16 protein-coding genes are annotated in these 19,843 nt (G+C 61.8%); 10 read left to right on the forward strand and 6 right to left on the reverse strand.

Annotated elements, in window-relative coordinates; genetic code table 11:
• Positions 1 to 3: 3 nt before the first annotated feature.
• Genes H8S56_RS23210 through H8S56_RS23245 form a run of 8 tightly spaced genes read left to right on the forward strand, consistent with a single transcriptional unit; the run spans position 4 to position 11,454 of the window.
• Complete coding sequence (locus H8S56_RS23210) at positions 4 to 948, forward strand: DUF58 domain-containing protein (RefSeq protein WP_024695701.1); 945 nt, start codon at positions 4 to 6, stop codon at positions 946 to 948.
• Positions 945 to 1,439 carry a DUF4381 domain-containing protein gene (locus H8S56_RS23215; RefSeq protein WP_187519894.1) on the forward strand — a complete coding sequence of 165 codons (495 nt, stop codon included), beginning with the start codon at positions 945 to 947 and terminating at the stop codon, positions 1,437 to 1,439. Before H8S56_RS23210 ends, H8S56_RS23215 begins: the two co-directional genes overlap by 4 nt.
• On the forward strand, positions 1,432 to 2,490 hold the full coding sequence (locus H8S56_RS23220) for a vWA domain-containing protein (protein WP_187519895.1): 1,059 nt from the start codon (positions 1,432 to 1,434) through the stop codon (positions 2,488 to 2,490). Before H8S56_RS23215 ends, H8S56_RS23220 begins: the two co-directional genes overlap by 8 nt.
• Positions 2,487 to 4,208 carry a VWA domain-containing protein gene (locus H8S56_RS23225; RefSeq protein WP_187519896.1) on the forward strand — a complete coding sequence of 574 codons (1,722 nt, stop codon included), beginning with the start codon at positions 2,487 to 2,489 and terminating at the stop codon, positions 4,206 to 4,208. Before H8S56_RS23220 ends, H8S56_RS23225 begins: the two co-directional genes overlap by 4 nt.
• Positions 4,205 to 5,863 carry a BatD family protein gene (locus H8S56_RS23230; protein WP_187519897.1) on the forward strand — a complete coding sequence of 553 codons (1,659 nt, stop codon included), beginning with the start codon at positions 4,205 to 4,207 and terminating at the stop codon, positions 5,861 to 5,863. The genes H8S56_RS23225 and H8S56_RS23230 overlap by 4 nt, the downstream gene beginning before the upstream one ends.
• 40 nt (positions 5,864 to 5,903) lie before the next feature.
• The gene (locus H8S56_RS23235; RefSeq protein WP_187519898.1) at positions 5,904 to 7,148 is read left to right on the forward strand and encodes an exonuclease SbcCD subunit D C-terminal domain-containing protein; all 1,245 of its coding nucleotides are present in this window, start codon (positions 5,904 to 5,906) and stop codon (positions 7,146 to 7,148) included.
• On the forward strand, positions 7,145 to 10,792 hold the full coding sequence (locus H8S56_RS23240) for an AAA family ATPase (protein ID WP_187519899.1): 3,648 nt from the start codon (positions 7,145 to 7,147) through the stop codon (positions 10,790 to 10,792). The genes H8S56_RS23235 and H8S56_RS23240 overlap by 4 nt, the downstream gene beginning before the upstream one ends.
• Positions 10,789 to 11,454: a glutathione S-transferase gene (locus H8S56_RS23245; protein ID WP_187519900.1), complete on the forward strand. Its 666-nt coding sequence runs from the start codon at positions 10,789 to 10,791 to the stop codon at positions 11,452 to 11,454. Before H8S56_RS23240 ends, H8S56_RS23245 begins: the two co-directional genes overlap by 4 nt.
• A 186-nt stretch (positions 11,455 to 11,640) precedes the next feature.
• Here H8S56_RS23245 and H8S56_RS23250 read toward each other — a convergent pair whose 3' ends face one another.
• The 6 genes from H8S56_RS23250 to H8S56_RS23275 all read right to left on the reverse strand — a co-directional run bounded on the left by H8S56_RS23250 (position 11,641) and on the right by H8S56_RS23275 (position 16,980).
• Positions 11,641 to 11,823: a hypothetical protein gene (locus H8S56_RS23250; RefSeq protein WP_024687554.1), complete on the reverse strand. Its 183-nt coding sequence runs from the start codon at positions 11,821 to 11,823 to the stop codon at positions 11,641 to 11,643.
• Between the two features lie 188 nt (positions 11,824 to 12,011).
• Positions 12,012 to 13,184, reverse strand: a complete 1,173-nt coding sequence (locus H8S56_RS23255) for a lactonase family protein (protein WP_187519901.1) — start codon at positions 13,182 to 13,184, stop codon at positions 12,012 to 12,014.
• 113 nt (positions 13,185 to 13,297) lie between these two features.
• The gene (locus H8S56_RS23260; RefSeq protein ID WP_187519902.1) at positions 13,298 to 13,840 is read right to left on the reverse strand and encodes a hypothetical protein; all 543 of its coding nucleotides are present in this window, start codon (positions 13,838 to 13,840) and stop codon (positions 13,298 to 13,300) included.
• Positions 13,841 to 14,101: 261 nt separating this feature from the next.
• A complete protein-coding gene (locus H8S56_RS23265; RefSeq protein WP_024687551.1) occupies positions 14,102 to 14,386 on the reverse strand; it encodes a DUF5629 family protein in 285 nt (94 codons plus the stop codon).
• A gap of 254 nt (positions 14,387 to 14,640) precedes the next feature.
• Positions 14,641 to 15,633, reverse strand: coding sequence for an AraD1 family protein (gene araD1, locus H8S56_RS23270; protein WP_187519903.1), 993 nt, complete (start codon positions 15,631 to 15,633; stop codon positions 14,641 to 14,643).
• 33 nt (positions 15,634 to 15,666) lie between these two features.
• On the reverse strand, positions 15,667 to 16,980 hold the full coding sequence (locus tag H8S56_RS23275; RefSeq protein WP_024695712.1) for an MFS transporter: 1,314 nt from the start codon (positions 16,978 to 16,980) through the stop codon (positions 15,667 to 15,669).
• 214 nt (positions 16,981 to 17,194) lie between these two features.
• Here H8S56_RS23275 and H8S56_RS23280 point away from each other — a divergent pair, with 214 nt between their 5' ends.
• Together H8S56_RS23280 and H8S56_RS23285 are read left to right on the forward strand one after the other, a co-directional pair.
• On the forward strand, positions 17,195 to 18,937 hold the full coding sequence (locus H8S56_RS23280) for an IlvD/Edd family dehydratase (protein WP_187519904.1): 1,743 nt from the start codon (positions 17,195 to 17,197) through the stop codon (positions 18,935 to 18,937).
• Positions 18,938 to 19,042: 105 nt separating this feature from the next.
• Positions 19,043 to 19,756: a FadR/GntR family transcriptional regulator gene (locus tag H8S56_RS23285; RefSeq protein WP_187519905.1), complete on the forward strand. Its 714-nt coding sequence runs from the start codon at positions 19,043 to 19,045 to the stop codon at positions 19,754 to 19,756.
• Positions 19,757 to 19,843: the final 87 nt, after the last annotated feature.

Genomic DNA, 19,843 nt, shown 5'->3' on the forward strand with positions numbered 1-19,843 from the left:
CCCATGCAACCCTTCCTGATCCCACAGCCGGGCATTCGCGTCACGCTCAGCGAGCTGATCGAGATGCGCCATCGCGTGCGGGAAGTGCAGCTGTTTTCCACGCCGAGCCAGCGCAGCCCGCTGATCGGCCTGCACCACTCCAAGCTGCGTGGCCGTGGCGTGGATTTCGATCAGGTCCGGGTGTATCAGGCAGGCGATGACGTACGCAGCATCGACTGGCGAGTGACCGCCCGTACCCAGGAGCCGCACACCAAGCTGTTCCATGAAGAGCGCGAACGGCCCATCTTCATTCTGGTGGAACAGAGCCGTCGTTTGTTCTTCGGTTCGGGACACATGTTCAAGTCAGTGCTGGCGGCTCAGGCTGCGGCACTGATCGGCTGGGCCGCGCTGGAGCACAATGACCGGGTCGGCGGACTGGTGTTCGGCGACAACGAGCACTACGAAATCAAACCCCGACGCAGCAAGCAAAGCCTGTTGCAGTTGCTCAACCGGCTGGTGCGGGTCAATCAATCGCTGCACACCGAAATCCCGGCCGACCGCGATGCGTTCGGCACGGCCCTGCGGCGTGCCCGTGAAGTGCTGCGCCCCGGCAGCCTGGTGATCGTGCTGTGCGATGAGCGAGCCCTGTCCGACGCCGCCGAGCAGCAATTGACCCTGCTGGCGCGCCACAGCGACCTACTGTTGCTGCCACTGTCCGACCCGCTGGACCGGGCACTGCCTGCGGCCGGCTTGCTGCGTTTTGCCGAACGCGGCGCGCAACTGGAACTGGACACCCTAGACCCCGAACTGCGCCGGGCCTATCGCGTTCAGGGCGAAGAGCGCTCCGCGCGCTGGGAACTGCTCGCCCAGAAGTTGCGAGTGCTGCTGATGCCACTGAGCACTCAGTTCGAGCTGGTCGAGCAACTGCGTGAATACCTCAACGCCCAGCGTCCGGTGAAGCGCAAATGAACCCACTGGACCAGCTACAACCCCTGATCGCCCCCGAAGCCGTGAGTTTCTGGCCCCTGGCACCGGGCTGGTGGTTACTGTTGCTACTGATTCCGGCTTTAGGCTGGGGGGCGTGGCGGCTGCGCAGCCTGCTGCCGGTCAAGGCCAGCAAGACCCGCACCGAGCAGCCACTGGACCCGGTGCGCATCGCGGCGCTGGCCGAGCTGGCGAGTCTGCCCAAACCCTACGACGGCGCGCCTGCCGGTGCCTGGCTGCAGCAGATCAACGGCCTGCTCAAACGCTTGTGTCGCAACCACTATCCACACAGTCAGAGCCACACGCTCAATGGCCGAAAATGGCTGGCGTTTCTCGACAACCGCTGCCCGGCCGCGGGCCTGACGCGCTGGATGATTCTGGTCGAGGGGGCCTACAAGCCCGAATGCAAGCTCGATGACAAGGCCATCAGTGGCCTGACCCAGGCCGTCGATACCTGGATTCGCAAACATGTTTGAGTTCGTCTGGCCCTGGGCATTCGCCCTGCTGCCACTGCCCTGGCTGATGCGCCTCGTGCTGCCGATGGCCGACAGTGGCGAAGCCGCGCTCAAGGTCAGCTTCCTCAGCGAACTCGAAGGCCTGAGCGGACGCCGCGCCAGGGCCAATCTCCCGGCATGGCGCCAGCGTTCGCCGTTTCTGCTGATCTGGCTGTTGCTGCTGATCGCCACCGCTCGCCCGCAATGGCTGGGCGAGCCGCTGCCGGTGGCCGCCAGCGGCCGCGATCTGCTGGTGGCCGTGGATGTTTCCGGCTCCATGGATTATCCGGACATGCAATGGCAGAGCGACGAGGTCAGCCGTCTGGTGCTGGTTCAGCACCTGTTAGGCGACTTCCTTGAGGACCGACAAGGTGATCGCGTCGGCCTGATCCTGTTCGGCAGCCAGGCCTTCGTGCAGGCCCCGCTGACCTTCGACCGACGCACCGTACGCGTCTGGCTCGACGAAGCAAAAATCGGCATCGCCGGCAAGAACACCGCCATCGGTGACGCCATCGGCCTGGCGCTCAAGCGTCTACGACTGCGCCCGACCAACAGCCGCGTCCTGGTCCTGGTGACGGATGGCGCCAACAACGGCGGCCAGATTGATCCCATCACCGCTGCACGCCTGGCCGCTGATGAAGGCGTTCGGATCTACACCATCGGCATCGGTTCGGACCCTGACAAAAGCGGTATCCAGGGACTATTGGGCCTGAACCCGAGCCTAGACCTCGACGAGCCGACACTCAAGGACATCGCCAGCCTCAGTGGCGGTCAGTACTTCCGCGCCCGCGACGGCGAGCAACTGGAAAAAATCCGCGCCACGCTCGACTCGCTTGAGCCTGTCGCCCAGCAGCCTACGCAGGCCCGTCCCGCGCAAGTGCTGTATCAATGGCCCTTGTCCATCGCATTGCTGGTGAGCGTGTTGCTGGTGGTGCGCAGCCTGTGGCCGAACAACGCCATGCAACGTGTACTCGCCCGCCTGCGGGCCATCGGCTGGCGTGAACGTATCGAGCGACTATGGAGGTCGCGATGATCGCCTCCCTCTGGCCGCACTGGTTCCGCCCGTCATGGCTGCTCATCGTGCCTCTGTTGGTGCTGCTGATCTGGCAACTATGGCACCGGCAGAAACGCGCCGGACGCTGGCAGATCATTCTGCCCGCGGCCTTTCATGCGGTGCTGCTCAATGGCAGTCGCGGCAGCAATAGCAAACTGCCTTGGGCCGTGCTGGGACTGGCCTGGCTGCTGGCGTTGGCCGCACTGCTCGGCCCCGGTTGGCAGCGCGTCGAGCAGCTCAGTCAGAAACCGGTTGATCCTTTGGTGGTGATTCTGGAACTCACCCCGCAAATGCTCGCGACCGACATCGCCCCCACGCGACTGGAGCAGGCGCGACGCAAATTGCTGGATCTGTTGCAGGCACGCAGCGACTCGCAGACCGCCATCATCGTCTACGCCGGCAGCGCTCACACACTGGTGCCGCTGTCCGACGACCTGGTCACCAGCCATAACCTGCTGGACGCCATCAGGCCATCGATCATGCCGCTGGCAGGCCAACGCGCCGACCTGGCGGTCGTCAGGGCGTTGCAACTGCTCAAACAAGGCGCGCTGGGTCAAGGGCGGATCCTGCTGATTGGCTCCTCGCTGAGCGAACAAGAGCGCGAGGGTATTCGTCAGGCGCTGCGCGGACACTCACCGCCTTTTCTGATGCTGGGTATCGGCACCGCCGACGGCGCCCCCGTGACTCAGGAAAACGGCAGCCTGCTCAAGGACAGTCAGGGCGCGATTTTGGTACCGCGTCTGGACAGCAGCAGCCTCAACGACTTTGCCGAACAGATCGGCGGCAGCTACCGTCAAGCACGCAACGATGACGACGACCTTCGCAGCCTGGGCCTGCTGGCCAGCCCGCAGCAGGTACGTGGCGACGGACAGATCGTGCAGCTCGACACCTGGGCCGATCAGGGTCACTGGTTCCTGCTGCCGCTGTTGTTGATTGCCGCCTGTGCGGGCCGACGTGGCTGGTTGTTCTGCCTGCCGCTGCTGTTCATGTTGCCGCAGAACAGCCAGGCGTTCGAATTTCAGGACCTTTGGCTGCGCCCGGATCAACAGGGCCAGCGGCTGTTGGAACAGCGTCGTCCGGCCGAAGCCGCACAACGGTTCGAGAATCCGCAATGGAAAGGCGTCGCGTTTTACGAGGCCGGGGATTATGCCAGCGCCGCGCAGCGCTTCGCTGAAGGCAACACCGCCGCCGATCATTACAATCGGGGCAATGCGCTGGCCCGCAGTGGCGAGCTGGAGGCTGCACTGGACGCTTACGAGCAGGCGCTGGAACGCCAGCCGGACTTTCCAGCGGCCGTGAACAATCGAGCCCTCGTACAAAGCCTGCTGGATCAGGCCAACACCAGACAACCGGCCAAAAACGAGCAGCAGAACGCCGAGCAGGACGAGGCCGGGCAACAGGCGTCACAGGATCAGACTCGCAACACCTCGCCCAGCGAGCAGAACAACGCGCAACCCGATGACAACAACAGCAGTGACAGCCCGCCCCCGGACAGCACGTCGGGTGTGGAAACGTCCGGTGCTTCGAACGACGACGAGCAGACCACCCGCCCGCCGCTGCAAGGGGCTGACAGCCCGATCACAGGTGAGCGACGTCAGGAACTGGAGCAGTGGCTCAGGCAGATACCGGACGACCCAGGCGAACTGCTGCGGCGCAAATTCCGCTATGAACAGCAACATCAGGAAAAAACCCGATGAGTCGCGTTTACCCTTTTATGACCGGCCTGTTGCTGAGTCTGGTTGTCTTGTCGGCGCAGGCTGCAGAGTTGAAAGCCAGCGTCGACCGCACGCGCCTGAACGCCGGGGAAACCGTCGAGCTGACGCTGGAAACCGATGACGTCACGCAGTTCGGCAAGCCTGACCTGAGCTCGCTCGACCGCGACTTCGAGGTGCGTGACACCCGCCAGCTCAACCGCCTGACCACCTTGGGCGGCAATAATCAGGCGACCACTCAGTGGATCATCACCCTGCTGCCCAGGCAAACGGGGAGCGTGGTGATCCCGGCGCTGCAACTGGGTGAGCTGAAAAGCCAGCCCCTGACCCTGCAGATCCTGCAGAGCGAGCCCTCGGAGCAGAGCAACAACCTGGCACCGGTGTTCATCGAGGCCACCCTGGATCAGGACAGCGTCTATGTTCAGGCTCAAGCAGTGCTGACCTTGCGCATCTATCACTCGGTGTCACTGTTCGATGACAGCAGCCTGAGCCCGTTGCAGGTGCCGGACGCGCGCGTCGAAAAACTGGGTGATTCGCGAACCTATGAAAAGCTGATCAACGGGGTACGCCACGGCGTTATCGAGATGCGCTATGCACTCTATCCCCAGCACAGTGGCGTGCTGACCATTCCGCCTCAAGTGTTCAGCGCGACCCAGGTACAGCCTCAGGCCGCGGGCGCGCAAAGCCAGGACGTCAACCCGTTCGGCCCTCAGCCGGGCAAGGTGATGCGCGTCAGCTCGACCGAGATGCCGTTGACCGTCAAGCCCATGCCCGCCGATTACCCGGCGCATGTGCCGTGGCTGCCCGCGCGCAGCATCAGCCTGGAAGAAAGCTGGAGCCCGGAACCGGGCAAGACCCAGGTCGGCGATTCGCTGACCCGCACGATCATCCTCAAGGCCGAAGGTCTGGCCGGCGCGCAGTTGCCACCGCTGCCCGCCACCGAAGTGCCCGGCCTGCGTCGTTACCCGGATCAGCCGCAACTGCGCAACCTGCCCAGCGAACGCGGCCTGATCGGCACCCGCGAAGAGCGTGAAGCCCTGGTGCCCGCCCGTGCCGGCGCCATCGAACTGCCCGCCGTCGAAGTGACCTGGTGGAACACCCGCGAGGACCATCTGGAACACACCAGCCTGCCTGCCCGCACGTTGCAGATCGGCATCAACCCCGGCCTGACCGTGGACACGCCGGTCAGCAGCGACATGGGCGGCCTGACAATCATCGGCCCGCCCGTCTGGCCGTGGCAGATGAGCACGCTGTTTTTCGCCTGCACCACCCTGCTCGGCTGTGTGCTCTGGTGGCGCGCGCGCAGCCAGCCGGCCATTGCCAGAACGGTACAGGCCGGACCAAGCCCGCGTACTGTGCTCGATGACCTCAAGCGCGCGTGTCTGGCCAACGACCCGCAGGCCACACGTCAGGCACTGGACGCCTGGGCACGCCAGCAACCGGACACCCTGGCTGACATGGCTGCCCGCTTCGTGCCGCTGTCCGACGCCCTGGATGGCCTGAACGGCGCGCTTTACAGTGAGACCGGAAAACTCTGGCTGGGCGAGGACCTTTGGCGTGCGATTCGCACCCTGCCCGCCGCCGAACACATTCAGGACCCGGCAGGCGATGCCGGGTTGCCGCCGCTGTATCCCAAGTAAGGATGCAGCCGGGCACACCTCTTCATGACAAGGTAATTCAATGCGTCTGTTCCACACCTCCGACTGGCATCTGGGCCAGAACCTTCACGGTCAGGAGCGCGACTTCGAACACGCCTGCTTTCTGACCTGGCTGCTGGCCCGCCTGGCCGAACGCCAACCCGATGTGCTGTTGATCGCGGGCGACATCTTCGACACCGTCAACCCGCCGGTCAAAGCCCAGGAACGTCTGTACGACTTCATCGTCAATGCCCACGAACAGAACCCGTTGCTGACCATCGTGATGATCGCCGGCAACCACGACTCGGGCTCGCGCATCGAATTGCCCGCGCCCCTGATGCGTCGCCTGCGTACTCACGCGCTTGGCCGAGTGTTGTGGCTGGACGATGGCGTGCTGGATGCCGAGCGTCTGTTGCTGCCGCTGCCTGATGCCAAGGGTGACGTACGTGCCTGGTGCCTGGCGCTGCCGTTTCTGCGTCCCGCCGAAGTCACCGGCCCGACGCTGGGCGACGACTACCTCAAAGGCATCGCCCGGGTTCATGAACGCCTGATTGAAGCCGCCAACCGCAAACGTGAGCCCGGGCAGGCGCTGATTGCCGTGAGCCACGCGCACATGGCCGGTGGTTCGGTGTCCGAGGACTCCGAGCGCAGCCTGATCATCGGCAACGCCGAAGCCCTGCCCGCCAGCCTGTTCGGGCCGAGCATTACGTACGTCGCGCTCGGCCATCTGCATAAGCCGCAGCGGGTCAATGGTGAAGAACGCATTCGCTACAGCGGCTCGCCCATCCCCTTGTCGTTCTCGGAAATCGGTTATCAGCACCAGATTCTGGAGATCAACTGCGACGGCGAGACGCTGACCAGCGTCGACACGTGCCTGATTCCACGCGCCGTCAATTTGCAGCGTCTGGGACCTGCGCCCCTTGCCGAACTGCTGGTGCAGCTCAAGGAATTGCCCAACGTGGACCTGCTGGCCGACCCGGACCGGCAGCCCTGGCTTGAGGTGCGCGTGCGTCTGGACGAGCCACAGCCGGACCTGCGCAATCAGATCGAAACCGCCCTGCAGGGCAAGGCTGTACGCCTGGTGCGCATCGGTGCCGAGTACGCGGGCAAAGGCAGCGCCGACGGCGGTGATGACGATGCCGCACTGATCGAACTGGATCAGCTCAGCCCACAGGAGCTGTTCAGCCGCGCCTGGCAGGACAACTTCGGCACCGAGGTCGATGAACAGACCCTGAGCGACTTCGCCACGCTGTTGCGTGAAGTGCAGCAGGAGAGCGAACAGCCATGAAGATTCTCGCCATTCGCCTGAAAAACCTGGCCTCTCTGGCCGGACCGTTCGAGCTGGATTTCACCGCAGAACCCTTGGCCAGCGCCGGTCTGTTCGCCATCACCGGCCCGACCGGCGCGGGCAAGAGCACCTTGCTGGATGCCTTGTGCCTGGCGCTGTTCGGGGCCATTCCGCGCCTGAGCAACATCGGCCAGTCAAAGGTCCCGGACATCGACGGCGACATCACCACCAGTGATCCACGCACCCTGCTGCGCCGTGGCACCGGCAGCGGTTATGCCGAGGTGGACTTCATCGGCATCGACCAACGCCGCTACCGCGCGCGCTGGGAAACCAATCGTGCCCGAGACAACGCGGCGAAAAAACTGCAGGCCAGCCGCCAGACCCTGACCGATCTGGACAGCGAGCAGATCCTCAGTAATCAGAGCAAGCGCGAGTTCGAGCAACTGATCGAAAGCCGCCTGGGCCTGAACTTCGAACAGTTCACCCGTGCCGTGATGCTCGCCCAGAGTGAATTCAGCGCCTTTCTCAAGGCCGACGACAAGGAACGCAGCGAACTGCTGGAGAAGTTGACCAACACCGCGATCTACAGCCAGCTCGGTCGACGCGCCTACAGCAAGAGCAAAGAGGCCGAAGAAGCCCTCAAGGTCCTGACCGCTCAGGCCAGTCATATCAGCCCGCTGGACCCCGAGCAGCTTGCCGAACTCGAGCAACGCATGAGCGATGCCCAACAGCAGCTCAAGCTGCATCAGGCGCAGCAGCGTCAGCTGGAACTGCAGCAGCAATGGCTGACCGAGCTGCATAGGCTGCGCGATGAACAACTCGCTGCTCAGGAAAGCCTGACTGCCGCGCAACAGGTATGGAACGATCAGATCAGTCAGCGGCAGACACTTGGCCAGCTTGAACGCCTCGGCCCGCAACGGCATCGCTTCGCACGGCGGATCACGTTAAACGCACAGCTCGCGCCGTTGGCGGAGCAGATTCGCCAGCACCAGGAGCAGCAGTTCACGCTGCAAAGCAGCCAGCAGCAACTGCACGACCAACGCAGCCAGGCGCAAGCTCAGTTGCTGGACGCCCAGCAGGCGCACAGTGTCGCCAGGCCGCTCTTGCAGCAGGCATTCGACGCGCAAAACACACTGAACCGCCTCGCGGAGGAACTGAACAAGGCGTCGGAACAGCATCAGCAGGCCGAACAGTCCTGCACGCAGGGCCAGACTGGTCTGCAAACCCTGCTCGATCAACAGCAGCAGGTTACACAGCGCCTTGAACGCATTGCCGAACAGCTCGAACACAGCCGCGATCTGGCACCGCTCGCCCAAGGCTGGAACGCGTGGCGTGATCGCCTGAAGACCCTGACGTTGACCGCCAATCGCCTCAAGCACGGCCATCTTGAGCTGCCTGCGCTGCAACAGCGTGCCAGCGAGGCCGAGCAACAACTGACGGAACAACGCAGCGCACTGGAATTGCTATACCGCGAGGCCGACTGCGAAGTGGCAGCTGTCACTGAACAGTTGCAGATTCTCGGCAGCCTGTTGCAGGACAATCGCAAGCAACAGCGCGCCTTTGAAGAGCTGACACGTCTGTGGGCCAGCCTTCACGACATCGAACGGCAACTCCAGGAGCTGGCCCGGCAGCAACAGGCTGCCCAGCAGGAACGCGAGCAACTGGTCGCCCAAGGTATCAAGGTCAAGGATGAGCTGACTGTCGCCGAGCAGACCCTGAGCGTGACCCGGCAACTGCTGGAACGCCAGCGTCTGGCCCGCAGCGCCAGCGTCGAAGAACTGCGCACCCAGTTGCAGGACGACCAGCCCTGCCCGGTCTGCGGCAGTGCCGAGCATCCGTGGCACCAGCCCGAGGCCTTGCTGCACAGCCTCACCCGGCATGATGAGGATGAACAGGCCAGCGCGCAGAAAACCGTCGACACCCTGACCGAGCAGCGCAATCTGTTGCGCGAGCACGTGGGCGGCATCATCGCCCGGCAGAAAGAACTGCTGCGCCAGCATGAGCAACTGGCCGTGCGCCAGCAGGCACTGGCACCGGACCTTGAAGCCCACCCGCTGGGCGCTCAATTGCTGGACCGCGACCCTGCCGGACGCGACGCCTGGTTAAGTCAGCAGCTCAGCCAGTTGACCGAAGTCATCGTCCGCGACGAGCAGCGCCAGCAAGCGCTGCTAACGCTGCAGAAAGACGCCGCACGCCTGCAACATTCAGTACAGACTGCGCAGGAAGCCAGCCAGACCGCCGCACGCCATGTGGCCGATCAGCTTCAGCAGTTGGGCGCCGATCAGCAGCGTCTGGACGAAGAGCTGACGGCTTTTGCCTCGCTGGTCACGCCGCAGACGCTGGACGGGCTGCGCAGCGATGCCTCGACCACCGTGATGCAGCTTGAACAGCACGTGACACAGCGACTCGATCAACTGGAGCAGCAAGGCGAAGAGCAACAGGAACAGCGCGAACGCCAGCAGCGCATCGACAGTGAACAGATTGAGCAGAAGAACCGTCTGCAACGCGTCACAGAACACCTGCAGGCGGTCACGGCACTCAGCGAACAGCAGCAGGCCAGTCAGCAAGCGTTGCAGGCGCTGCTGGGCGAATACGCCAGCGCGCAGCAATGGCAGCAGGCCCTGGAACAGGCCGTTGAGCAGGCCCGCCAGGCCGAAAGCTCGGCAGCCCAATCCTTGCAGGACATCCAGACTCAGTTGATCCAGCTGGCCGCCGAACTCAAGTCCGGCGAGCAACAGCAGCAGGCCTTGCAACAAGAGCTGACAGAGCTGGACGCCACGCTCACCGACTGGCGCAATCAGCACCCCGAACTGGACGACGCAGCGCTCGACACCCTGCTGACCTACGACGACAAACACGTCGAGCAATTGCGCCAGCAATCCCAAGCGGCCGAGAAAGCCCTGGAGCAGGCGCGAATTCTGCTCGATGAACGCGCGCAACGCGTGCAGCAGCATCAGACGCAACATGCCGACCTGACCGACAGCAACGCGCTGAATGCCGCCTTGTTGCAGGCCCAGGAACAGACGGCGCTGAGCGAACAACACAGTGCCGAACTGCGCGCGCAACTGAGCGAAGACCAGCGCCGTCGTGACGCCAACAGTGAATTGCAGGCCCGCATCAACGAAGCCACCGGCGAATACCAACGCTGGGCTCGACTGGCTGCGTTGATCGGCTCGGCCGAAGGCGACAAATTCCGCAAGATCGCCCAGGCCTACAACCTCGATCTGCTGGTGCACCACGCCAACGCGCAACTGAAGCAACTGGTGCGCCGCTATCGCCTCAAGCGCGGTGGCAGCATGCTCGGCCTGCTGGTGCTGGACACCGAAATGGGCGATGAGACACGCTCGGTGCATTCGCTGTCGGGCGGGGAAACCTTTCTGGTGTCGCTGGCTCTGGCCCTGGGTCTGGCATCGATGGCGTCCAGTACCTTGCGTATCGAATCGCTGTTCATCGACGAAGGCTTCGGCAGCCTCGATCCTGAATCGCTGCAACTGGCCATGGACGCACTGGACGGCTTGCAGGCGCAGGGCCGCAAAGTCGGCGTCATTTCCCACGTTCAGGAAATGCACGAGCGCATCCCGGTGCAGATCAAGGTCCGCCGTCAGGGCAACGGGTTGAGCACCATTGAGGTCGGCAGTTCATGACGCCGGTGCTCTACTCGTTCCGCCGCTGCCCCTACGCCATGCGGGCACGCATGGCGTTGCACTACGCGGGCTGTGAGGTGGACATTTACGAAGTCAGCCTCAAGGCCAAACCGCCGCACATGCTTGAACGCTCGCCCAAGGGCACGGTGCCGGTGCTGATTGTTGCCGACTGTGTTCTGGAACAAAGCCTGGACATCATGCACTGGGCATTGGCGCAGAACGATCCAGATGACTGGCTGCTGGCCTGCAATCCTTCAGCACAACGCGAGATGGCCGACCTGATCGAAGAAAACGATCAGGCCTTCAAGCTGAATCTGGACCGTTATAAATACGCCGTGCGTTACCCGGAACATCCCGCCGAGCACTACCGCGCACTGGGCGAAGCCTTTCTACAAACGCTGGACGTTCGGCTGCAGTCAGGTCCTTACCTGATGGGAGAGCACCCGACACTGGCCGACATTGCCATTGCGCCCTTTATTCGCCAGTTCTGTTTTGTCGACCCGGACTGGTTCGCGCAAAGTGCTTATCCGGCGCTGCGCGAATGGCTACAGCGTTTTCTGGACAGCGGGCTGTTTGCAGCGGTCATGCATAAACAGGCCGATCTTCAAGGGCGAGATACCCAGGCACCGGATGCAAAAAAATCCCCGCTACCAGCAAGGTAGCAGGGACAAGGGGATTCAACGCTTTCGCGAGCAGGCTCACGTAACAGTCCATGCCGGGTCTGCCACGCAATGGGCAGTGGTGGCGTGGACCTGTGTGGGCGAACATGCTCGCGAAAGCATTGCCGTTCACGAATCCATTCCCCGGTGTCGACACCGTCGCTAACGGGGAATGAATTCACGTACGTTTCATTGAGCGGACTTGTGATCCAGCGCCGCGTAGAAGTTGGCGCTCTGTTGCAGGTACTTCGGTGTGTAGGTTTGGGTGGCGTGGGCTTTCTTGTCGCTCACATCAACACTGGCGCTGGCAGGAAGTGCCACAGACGCGGAAATAGCCGATGCAGCAATGATGGAGAAAAGATTGAAGTTCATCTGGGTCACCTCTCTTTGTGTCGGCGCGGCACTCTGGTACGTGCCGCTTAGAGTTAGGGCCGTCTTGGCCGTGACTCAAACTTACGCCTGAGGGCGGGTCAGCAGAAATCTTTTGTAGCACTAACTCATATCATCGGCATTGATAACGGCTTCAGCCCGCGCATTTGGCGGGCTGAAGGCTTTGTAACTTATTTTTCATTCAGAAAGTGCAAGTACGAAGGTGCATCCACATCGATTTTCTGCACCGTATCGCCGATCAAGCCGGTTTGCACGTCACGGCGCACCGTCACGATCTGATTGCTCTTCTGATTGGCAAACAGCATGAACGTGCCGCTGGGGTCAAAGCTGAACTCACGAGGCTCTGCGCCTTCGACGGTCCGGCGCTGGATTTCCTCAAGCGTCCCGGCAGTAGGATTGATCCGGAACACCACGACCTGATTGGCCTCGCCACGGTTGGTTACATACAGGAACCTGCCGTCGGGCGAGGTGTGCAACGCACCGCCGCCGTTCTTCTGTTCGACGCCCTTGTTCTTCATGTCCACGATCTGGGTCTGCTTGAAGACGCCATCGTGGTAGTCGAAGACCACCACCTGGGCCGACATTTCCAGCACCAGCCAGGCATGCTTGCCATCGCCACTGAACAGGACATGACGGGGTCCGCTGCCTGCCGGCAACTGCACGCTCGGTATGCTGGCAGGCTGCAGCGGTTTGCTCTGATCAGCGTTGTAGCTGTAGACGAACAGCTTGTCGGCACCCAGGTCGGCCGTGACGACGTATTTGTCATCCGGAGTCGGCACCGCCAGGTGAACGTGGGACGACATCTGGCGCTCTGGATTGACCTTGCTGCCGGGGCCCAGCGGCAATACCTGAACGGCATCAACCAACTGTCCGTCCTTGCTGACCGGCATCACTGACAACACGCCACCCGGATCCGGGTTGACGGCGTAGTTCGCCACGAACAGATAACGCCCGTCCTCGCTCAGGCTCGAGTGAGTCGGCTCCTCGCCCTTGGTTTGTACCTGATTGATCGGCGTGATCTTGAAGGTCTTGGGTTCGATGGAAAAACTGCTGACCTTACCAACTACGTCAGTCTGGCCAGGGCCGTTCTCATTGACGACAAACAGATAACGCTGGTCCCTGGAAACCGTCAGCCAGGACGGGTTTTCGGTCTTGATCACTTGAAGCGGCTTGGGGTCGATCATGCCGGTCTTGCTGTCGAAGCCAAACCGGTAGATCCCCTCGCTTTTTCCCTGAGTGTAGGAACCCAGCAGCAATTGGGAGTCGGTCATGGGTTGAGCCTGCAAGGTAAATGCGCTCATGGCACTGGCCATTGCCAGCCACGGCAGAATTTTATGGGGCATGGGGGCATCCCTTTTTTGTGGACGTTAGTGACGCCTGTCACGCGACAGTCAGGGCTATGACACTGAATAAGGCCGGGTAGTTTTGCAGCAAACGCTTTCATTGGCCGCCAGGACTAGCTTTCCGGCCTTTGCAGCCCGGTTTCGCTGTCGACGGAGGGCATCCAGCGCAGGTCCATGCCCGGAACCAGCGTCACCATGAAATCCTCAGTGTGCTGCGCGAGTTGTCTGAACTGCGCGATCGGATCGAGGGCCACACCCGCCAGGATCAACGCGATGACAAGGCCACCGATCGGCACACTGCGACGCAGCGGCCCCAACCCTTGCCTTGTGATCGGCAGTACCAGCACCAGCCCGACCAGAAACCATACGAACAGGCGCGGCAGTAACTGCTGGCGATCCAGACCCAGCTCCCACAACGACCAGACGGTGCTCAACAGCAACATCAGGGTGAACAGCCAGATAGCAAAACGCATCCCCATGGCCAGCAGAACACCGATGGCCAGAAAACCGAACCCGCACAGCATGTAATAGAACGAACCGCCCAGGCCGACCAGCCTGAAGCCGCCAATCAGCATCACCACACCGAGCACCAGCAACAGAACGCCCAGCAACGTGGGCAACACACGCGCACGACTCAACGCACCTTGAGTAGACATTGGATCTCCCTATCTTGTTGGTCTGGCCCAGTCCATTGGGCCGACACTGGCAAGGCCAGTGTATGAAACGTCGTTATTCCCGGACGGCAAAGCGCGTCGGGGCAATAAGAAAAGGCAAGCACATCCGTGTGTGCGAAGTGAGCACCGTCGTTACCGACGTCACACTCGGCACCCTGCTAGTGGGTGCCGACGCTTTCGCAAAAGCAGTCGGCACGCGCAGGTGAATCTAGCGACTAAGCGGTGAGCATCACTTGATCTGGATCAAGCTTCGTCGGCGTCGTCTTCATCGGTAGGCGTGAACGCATCCAGGCAGACAATCCGGTGGTCGGCGTTGCCATCGTTGACGACCCAGCTTTGAAGGGAATCGTCGAACGTCGCAGCGTTAACCTGATCCAGCGTGAAACGCCACACCTTGCGCTCGCGACCGTCCATGCATTCGACGTTCAGTTCATCGCCCAGAGAAAAATCCCAGGCGTGCAGACCGTCGATTTCCAGCATCGAGGACGTTTCGAGGGCGGCGAGCAAAGTGTCTGGGGGAGTGGTCATGAGGGTATCCAGCCTGCAAAAACGCGAATGATAGGGCAATCGCGCGATGATTGGCCATGATCTTCGCGAACTCTGCGACGGCAGTTACGACCAACGGACCGTGGGAGGCGGCTTGCCGACGATGCTTTTTCCGAAGCGACCTATCAGCGACTGAACTGACGCCATCGCCGGCAAGCCGCCTCCCACCCAGCACGCATTCATCGGGCTACTCGCGTTTTATGATTGCGGCGTTGGACGTCATCGCTCCCCTTATCTCACAACCTGCCAATCCCACCCGGCTGGAACACCGCTTCGCTCGGTGCCAGACCATTGATCAGGGGCTTACCGAACTCGGCCTGACTGACCTCGAACCTGTCCCCCGGCTGAGTCCGCACACCGTCGGCGAAAGACAGGGTCGCGGTGCCGAAAAAATGCACGTGCACATCGCCAGGACGCAGGAACTGGGCATATTTGAAGTGGTGATACTCGAGGTTTTCCAGGCTGTGGCACATGTTGGCCTCGCCGCTCAGAAACTCCTTCTCCCACACCACTTCACCGTCACGCCAGATTTTGCTGGTGCCTGAAAGATTCTGCGGCAACTCACCTACCCGCAACTCAGGTCCGAACGAGCAGGCGCGCAGCTTGGAGTGCGCCAAGTAGAGGTAATTGCGACGCTCCATGATGTGATCGGAATATTCGTTGCCGATCGCGAAGCCAAGCCGGTAAGGCTTGCAGTCGTGACCGATGACGTACAGGCCACTCAGCTCAGGCTCTTCCCCGCCATCTTCAGCGAACGGCGGCAACGAAAAGGACGCACCCGGACGCACGACAATACTGCCGTCGCCCTTGTAGAACCATTCCGGCTGCACACCGGCCTGACCAGCGAGCGGCTTGCCGCCTTCCACACCCCATTTGAAGATGCGCATGGTGTCGGTCATCGCCGACTCGTCACCCGATTGCTGGTGCATCTTGTCTCGCGCAGAGGCGCTGCCCAGGTGCGTGAGGCCCGTGCCGCTGACCAGCAGATGCGCCGGATCCGGGTGATCCAGCGGCGGTAGAATGCGCAGTTCTTCCAGCAGTTGCGCGTAATCATGAGCCTCGCCCACGCCTCGCTGCTCGACCTGCTGCGCCAGCCCGGAGCCGGCCTCGATCGCAGCAAGGGCCAGTTCCCGAACGCTCTCGGCGCCCTGCACTTCACTCACCTGATCACCGTCCACCAGACCGACCCGACGCTGACCGTTGTTCAATTCAAATTGCACCAACCGCATGGAAATCTCCTTTCAGATAGTGGAAAGCCGGACCTAGCGCGCCTTGGCGCTGGCAGCGAATTCGGAAGCGGGCAGCACATGCTTGCGCTCCAGCACGTGATAAACGATACCGGTCAGCACCAGCCCGAAGACCATGACGCCGGACAGGAAGTACAACCCGGAGGCCAGACTGCCGGTTATCTCTTTCAGGGCACCGATCACGAACGGTCCTATATAGCCGCCCAGGTTGCCGACCGAGTTGATCAGCGCAATACCGGCCGCTGCACTGGCACCGGCAAAAAACCGACCCGGCAAGGTCCAGAACACCGCCGTACATGAGAACAGCGCGAACGCCACCACACACAATGCCGCCAGCTGGGCGACCGGCAGTGTCAGCCAGGCACTGCAGAACAGGCCGATGGCACCCAGCACATAGAGCACCGCCAGATGGCCGTATCGATCATTGAGGCGGTCGGAACTGCGCGGCACGATCAACAGGCCGATGATGCCGAAGATATAAGGCACCGAAGACACGAAGCCGGTAGTCAGGTCACTGCCGCCAAACTGTTTGATCAGCGTCGGTAGCCACAAACCGAGTCCATAGATACTCAGCGTGACAGGCAGATAGAACAGCGCCAGCAACAGCACGCGCGTGTCCTTCAGGGCGTGCAGCGGGTTGCCGTGCCGGGTCTGGCCATATTCTTCCAGATCCTTCTTCAGCTCACCGGTCAGCCAGTCTTTCTCGGCCTGATCCATCCAGTTGACCTGCTGCGGACCGTCAGGCAGCCAGCGCAGGACCGGCCAGACCAGCAGGATTGCGGGTGTACCGATCACAATGAACAGCCATTGCCAGCCGTGCAGACCCAGTACGCCGTCCATGCCCAGCAGACCGCCGGACACAGGGCCGGTAATCATCATGGCGATAGGTTGCGACAGGATGAACAGGCCCAGGATCTTGCCGCGATGACGCACCGGGAACCACTGGGTGATGTAGTACAGCACGCCGGGGAAGAAGCCCGCCTCGGCCGCACCCAGCAGGAAACGCATCACGTAAAAGCTGTGCGGTCCCTGGACGAAGGCCATGCCGATGGTGATGGCGCCCCAAGTGACCATGATCCGTGCGAACCAGCGGCGTGCGCCAAAGCGTTCGAGCATCAGGTTACTGGGGATTTCCAGCAGAAAGTAACCAATGAAGAACAGCCCGGCACCCAACCCGTAGGCCGCGTCGCCAATGCCGATATCGGCACCCATGTGCAGCTTGGCGAAGCCCACGGCAGAGCGGTCCACGTAGGCGATGAGGTAAAGCAGGATCAGAAAGGGAATCAGTTTGAACGTGATGCGGCGTATAAGCCGCAGTTCCTGGCTCATGAAGGCGGTCTCCCATTGTTTTTGTTATGGAACCTGCGGAGATCGCCTCTGTACCTGGTGCTGTTATGACACAACACCGAAGCAAGGGTCGTCCCTCGACTGAAAACGACTATATAGTAATACTATTTAAACTGACAACTCTTCCAATCGGCGTTTTTTAGGCTTACCTTAGCCAGCAGCATCGACATTAAGTCTTACAATAAGAGAGCCGATCATGTCTGACTCCGATAAAAAACCGACCCTCCGTTCTGCACAGTGGTTTGGCACTGCCGATAAGAATGGCTTCATGTATCGCAGCTGGATGAAGAATCAGGGCATCGCCGACCATCAGTTTCAAGGCAAACCGATCATCGGCATTTGCAACACCTGGTCTGAATTGACGCCCTGCAACGCCCATTTCCGTCAGATTGCCGAACACGTCAAACGCGGCGTGATCGAGGCCGGTGGCTGGCCGGTGGAGTTTCCCGTGTTCTCCAACGGCGAATCCAACCTGCGCCCCACCGCAATGTTCACCCGCAACCTGGCGAGCATGGACGTTGAAGAGGCGATTCGTGGTAACCCGATTGATGGCGTAGTACTGCTGACCGGATGCGACAAGACAACCCCTGCCCTGCTGATGGGCGCAGCCAGCTGTGACATTCCAGCCATCGTCGTGACCGGCGGGCCGATGCTCAACGGCAAGCACGAAGGCAAGGACATCGGCGCGGGCACCATCGTCTGGCAGATGCACGAATCCTACAAAGCCGGGACGATCAGCCTGGACGAATTCCTGTCCGCCGAAGCTGGCATGTCCCGCTCGGCAGGCACCTGCAACACCATGGGCACCGCCTCGACCATGGCCTGCATGGCCGAAGCACTGGGCACCTCGTTGCCGCACAACGCGGCGATTCCAGCGGTGGATTCGCGTCGTTACGTGTTGGCCCACATGTCTGGCATGCGGGCCGTGGACATGGTTCGCGAAGACCTGCGCCTGTCGAAGATCCTCACCAAGGCCGCGTTCGAAAACGCGATTCGGGTCAACGCTGCCATCGGCGGTTCGACCAACGCGGTAATCCACCTCAAAGCCATCGCCGGACGCATCGGCGTCGATCTGGAGCTGGATGACTGGACCCGTGTCGGTCGCGGCATGCCGACCATCGTCGACCTGCAACCTTCCGGGCGCTTCCTGATGGAAGAGTTCTACTACGCGGGCGGCCTGCCAGCTGTGCTGCGCCGCATGAACGAAGCCGGGCTGCTGCCCAACCCTGACGCATTGACCGTCAATGGCAAAAGTATCGCCGAGAACACCTGCAACTCACCGATCTATGGCGAAGACCAGGTCATCCGCGCGCTGGATAATCCGATCCGCGCCGATGGCGGCATTTGCGTGCTGCGCGGTAACCTTGCGCCGCTTGGCGCAGTGCTCAAGCCTTCCGCCGCAACACCTGCGCTGATGCAGCACCGTGGTCGCGCCGTAGTGTTCGAGAATTTCGAGATGTACAAGGCGCGTATCAACGACCCGGATCTGGACATTGATGCAACCTGCGTCATGGTCCTCAAGAACTGCGGGCCGAAGGGTTATCCGGGCATGGCTGAGGTCGGCAACATGGGGCTGCCAGCCAAGCTGCTGGCCCAGGGTGTAACCGACATGGTGCGGATTTCCGACGCCCGTATGAGTGGCACCGCCTACGGCACCGTGGTCTTGCACGTCGCGCCGGAAGCGGCAGCAGGCGGACCGTTGGCGGTGGTGAAGGAAGGCGACTGGATTGAACTGGACTGCGCCAGCGGGCGCTTGCATCTGGACATTCCCGACGCTGAGCTGGCCGCACGTCTGGCCGACTGGCAAGCACCGCGTCAACTGCTGCTCGGCGGCTATCGCCAGTTGTATGTGGATCATGTGATGCAGGCCGATCAGGGCTGCGATTTCGACTTTTTGATCGGTAACCGCGGGTCCGAAGTGCCAAGGCATTCTCACTGACCGCTTACCGTCGAATGTGGCGGTTGCCCCGCAAGGGCGGCCGCTTCGGGCTGTGCGCAGTGTTATCATGCGCGGCATTCATCGCCAGGATCGACTCGCGTTCCCATGGACTATCGAAAGCCTTCTGACCGTAAAAGCATGCATGCGCGCATTGTCCAGGAACTGGGCATGCAGATCGTATCCGGTCGATTCAAACCTGACGAAAAACTGCCTGCCGAGGCGCTGCTCTGCGAAGAGTACGCGGTCAGCCGTCCGGTGTTGCGTGAAGCCACGCGGGTACTGGTCGCCAAAGGCCTGGTCTACTCGCGACCGCGTGTCGGCACGGTGGTCAAGCCTCGACGTGAGTGGCACTTGCTTGATCCGGACGTGCTGCACTGGGTGATGCAGAGTTCACCGCAGAATGAGTTCTTCAACCTGTTGACCAGCGTACGCGCCGTGATCGAGCCCGCAGTTGCCGCGCTGGCAGCGCAGCATGCGACGGATGAGGAAATCGACTCGATCCATGAGGCGTATCAGCGCATGGAAGCGGCCCCGACCCCCGAGGACCTTTTACAGCCGGACCTGGATTTCCACAGCCGCATCGCCGACGCAACTCACAATGACCTGCTGGCTCATCTGTGCAACATGCTGTCATTGGCCTTGCGCGAGGCGCTCAAATATTCCAACAAGCGTCCCAACCTCCACGAACTGGCGATGCCGCGCCATAAAGCCATACTCACCGCCATTCAGAACCGCGACGCCCTCGGCGCCCGCCATGCCTCGCTGGTGCAACTGGACGATGCGCGCAATGCGCTGAGCGTGGTGCTGGGCGGGGTTTGATCCACGCCGTGCGCAGGACAGGGCCAGGCAGCTAATGGCCGGCTGAGCGCAGAACCTGTGGGAGGCGGCTTGCCGGCGAAAGCGTCA

The organism is Pseudomonas triticifolii (assembly GCF_014358015.1).
Lineage (GTDB): Bacteria > Pseudomonadota > Gammaproteobacteria > Pseudomonadales > Pseudomonadaceae > Aquipseudomonas > Aquipseudomonas triticifolii.

Coding starts and splice junctions, on each gene's coding strand:
- H8S56_RS23210 (WP_024695701.1), top strand. CDS start 4: ATGCAACCCTTCCTGATCCCACAGCCGGGCATTCGCGTCACGCTCAGC.
- H8S56_RS23215 (WP_187519894.1), top strand. CDS start 945: ATGAACCCACTGGACCAGCTACAACCCCTGATCGCCCCCGAAGCCGTG.
- H8S56_RS23220 (WP_187519895.1), top strand. CDS start 1,432: ATGTTTGAGTTCGTCTGGCCCTGGGCATTCGCCCTGCTGCCACTGCCC.
- H8S56_RS23225 (WP_187519896.1), top strand. CDS start 2,487: ATGATCGCCTCCCTCTGGCCGCACTGGTTCCGCCCGTCATGGCTGCTC.
- H8S56_RS23230 (WP_187519897.1), top strand. CDS start 4,205: ATGAGTCGCGTTTACCCTTTTATGACCGGCCTGTTGCTGAGTCTGGTT.
- H8S56_RS23235 (WP_187519898.1), top strand. CDS start 5,904: ATGCGTCTGTTCCACACCTCCGACTGGCATCTGGGCCAGAACCTTCAC.
- H8S56_RS23240 (WP_187519899.1), top strand. CDS start 7,145: ATGAAGATTCTCGCCATTCGCCTGAAAAACCTGGCCTCTCTGGCCGGA.
- H8S56_RS23245 (WP_187519900.1), top strand. CDS start 10,789: ATGACGCCGGTGCTCTACTCGTTCCGCCGCTGCCCCTACGCCATGCGG.
- H8S56_RS23250 (WP_024687554.1), bottom strand. CDS start 11,823: ATGAACTTCAATCTTTTCTCCATCATTGCTGCATCGGCTATTTCCGCG.
- H8S56_RS23255 (WP_187519901.1), bottom strand. CDS start 13,184: ATGCCCCATAAAATTCTGCCGTGGCTGGCAATGGCCAGTGCCATGAGC.
- H8S56_RS23260 (WP_187519902.1), bottom strand. CDS start 13,840: ATGTCTACTCAAGGTGCGTTGAGTCGTGCGCGTGTGTTGCCCACGTTG.
- H8S56_RS23265 (WP_024687551.1), bottom strand. CDS start 14,386: ATGACCACTCCCCCAGACACTTTGCTCGCCGCCCTCGAAACGTCCTCG.
- araD1 (WP_187519903.1), bottom strand. CDS start 15,633: ATGCGGTTGGTGCAATTTGAATTGAACAACGGTCAGCGTCGGGTCGGT.
- H8S56_RS23275 (WP_024695712.1), bottom strand. CDS start 16,980: ATGAGCCAGGAACTGCGGCTTATACGCCGCATCACGTTCAAACTGATT.
- H8S56_RS23280 (WP_187519904.1), top strand. CDS start 17,195: ATGTCTGACTCCGATAAAAAACCGACCCTCCGTTCTGCACAGTGGTTT.
- H8S56_RS23285 (WP_187519905.1), top strand. CDS start 19,043: ATGGACTATCGAAAGCCTTCTGACCGTAAAAGCATGCATGCGCGCATT.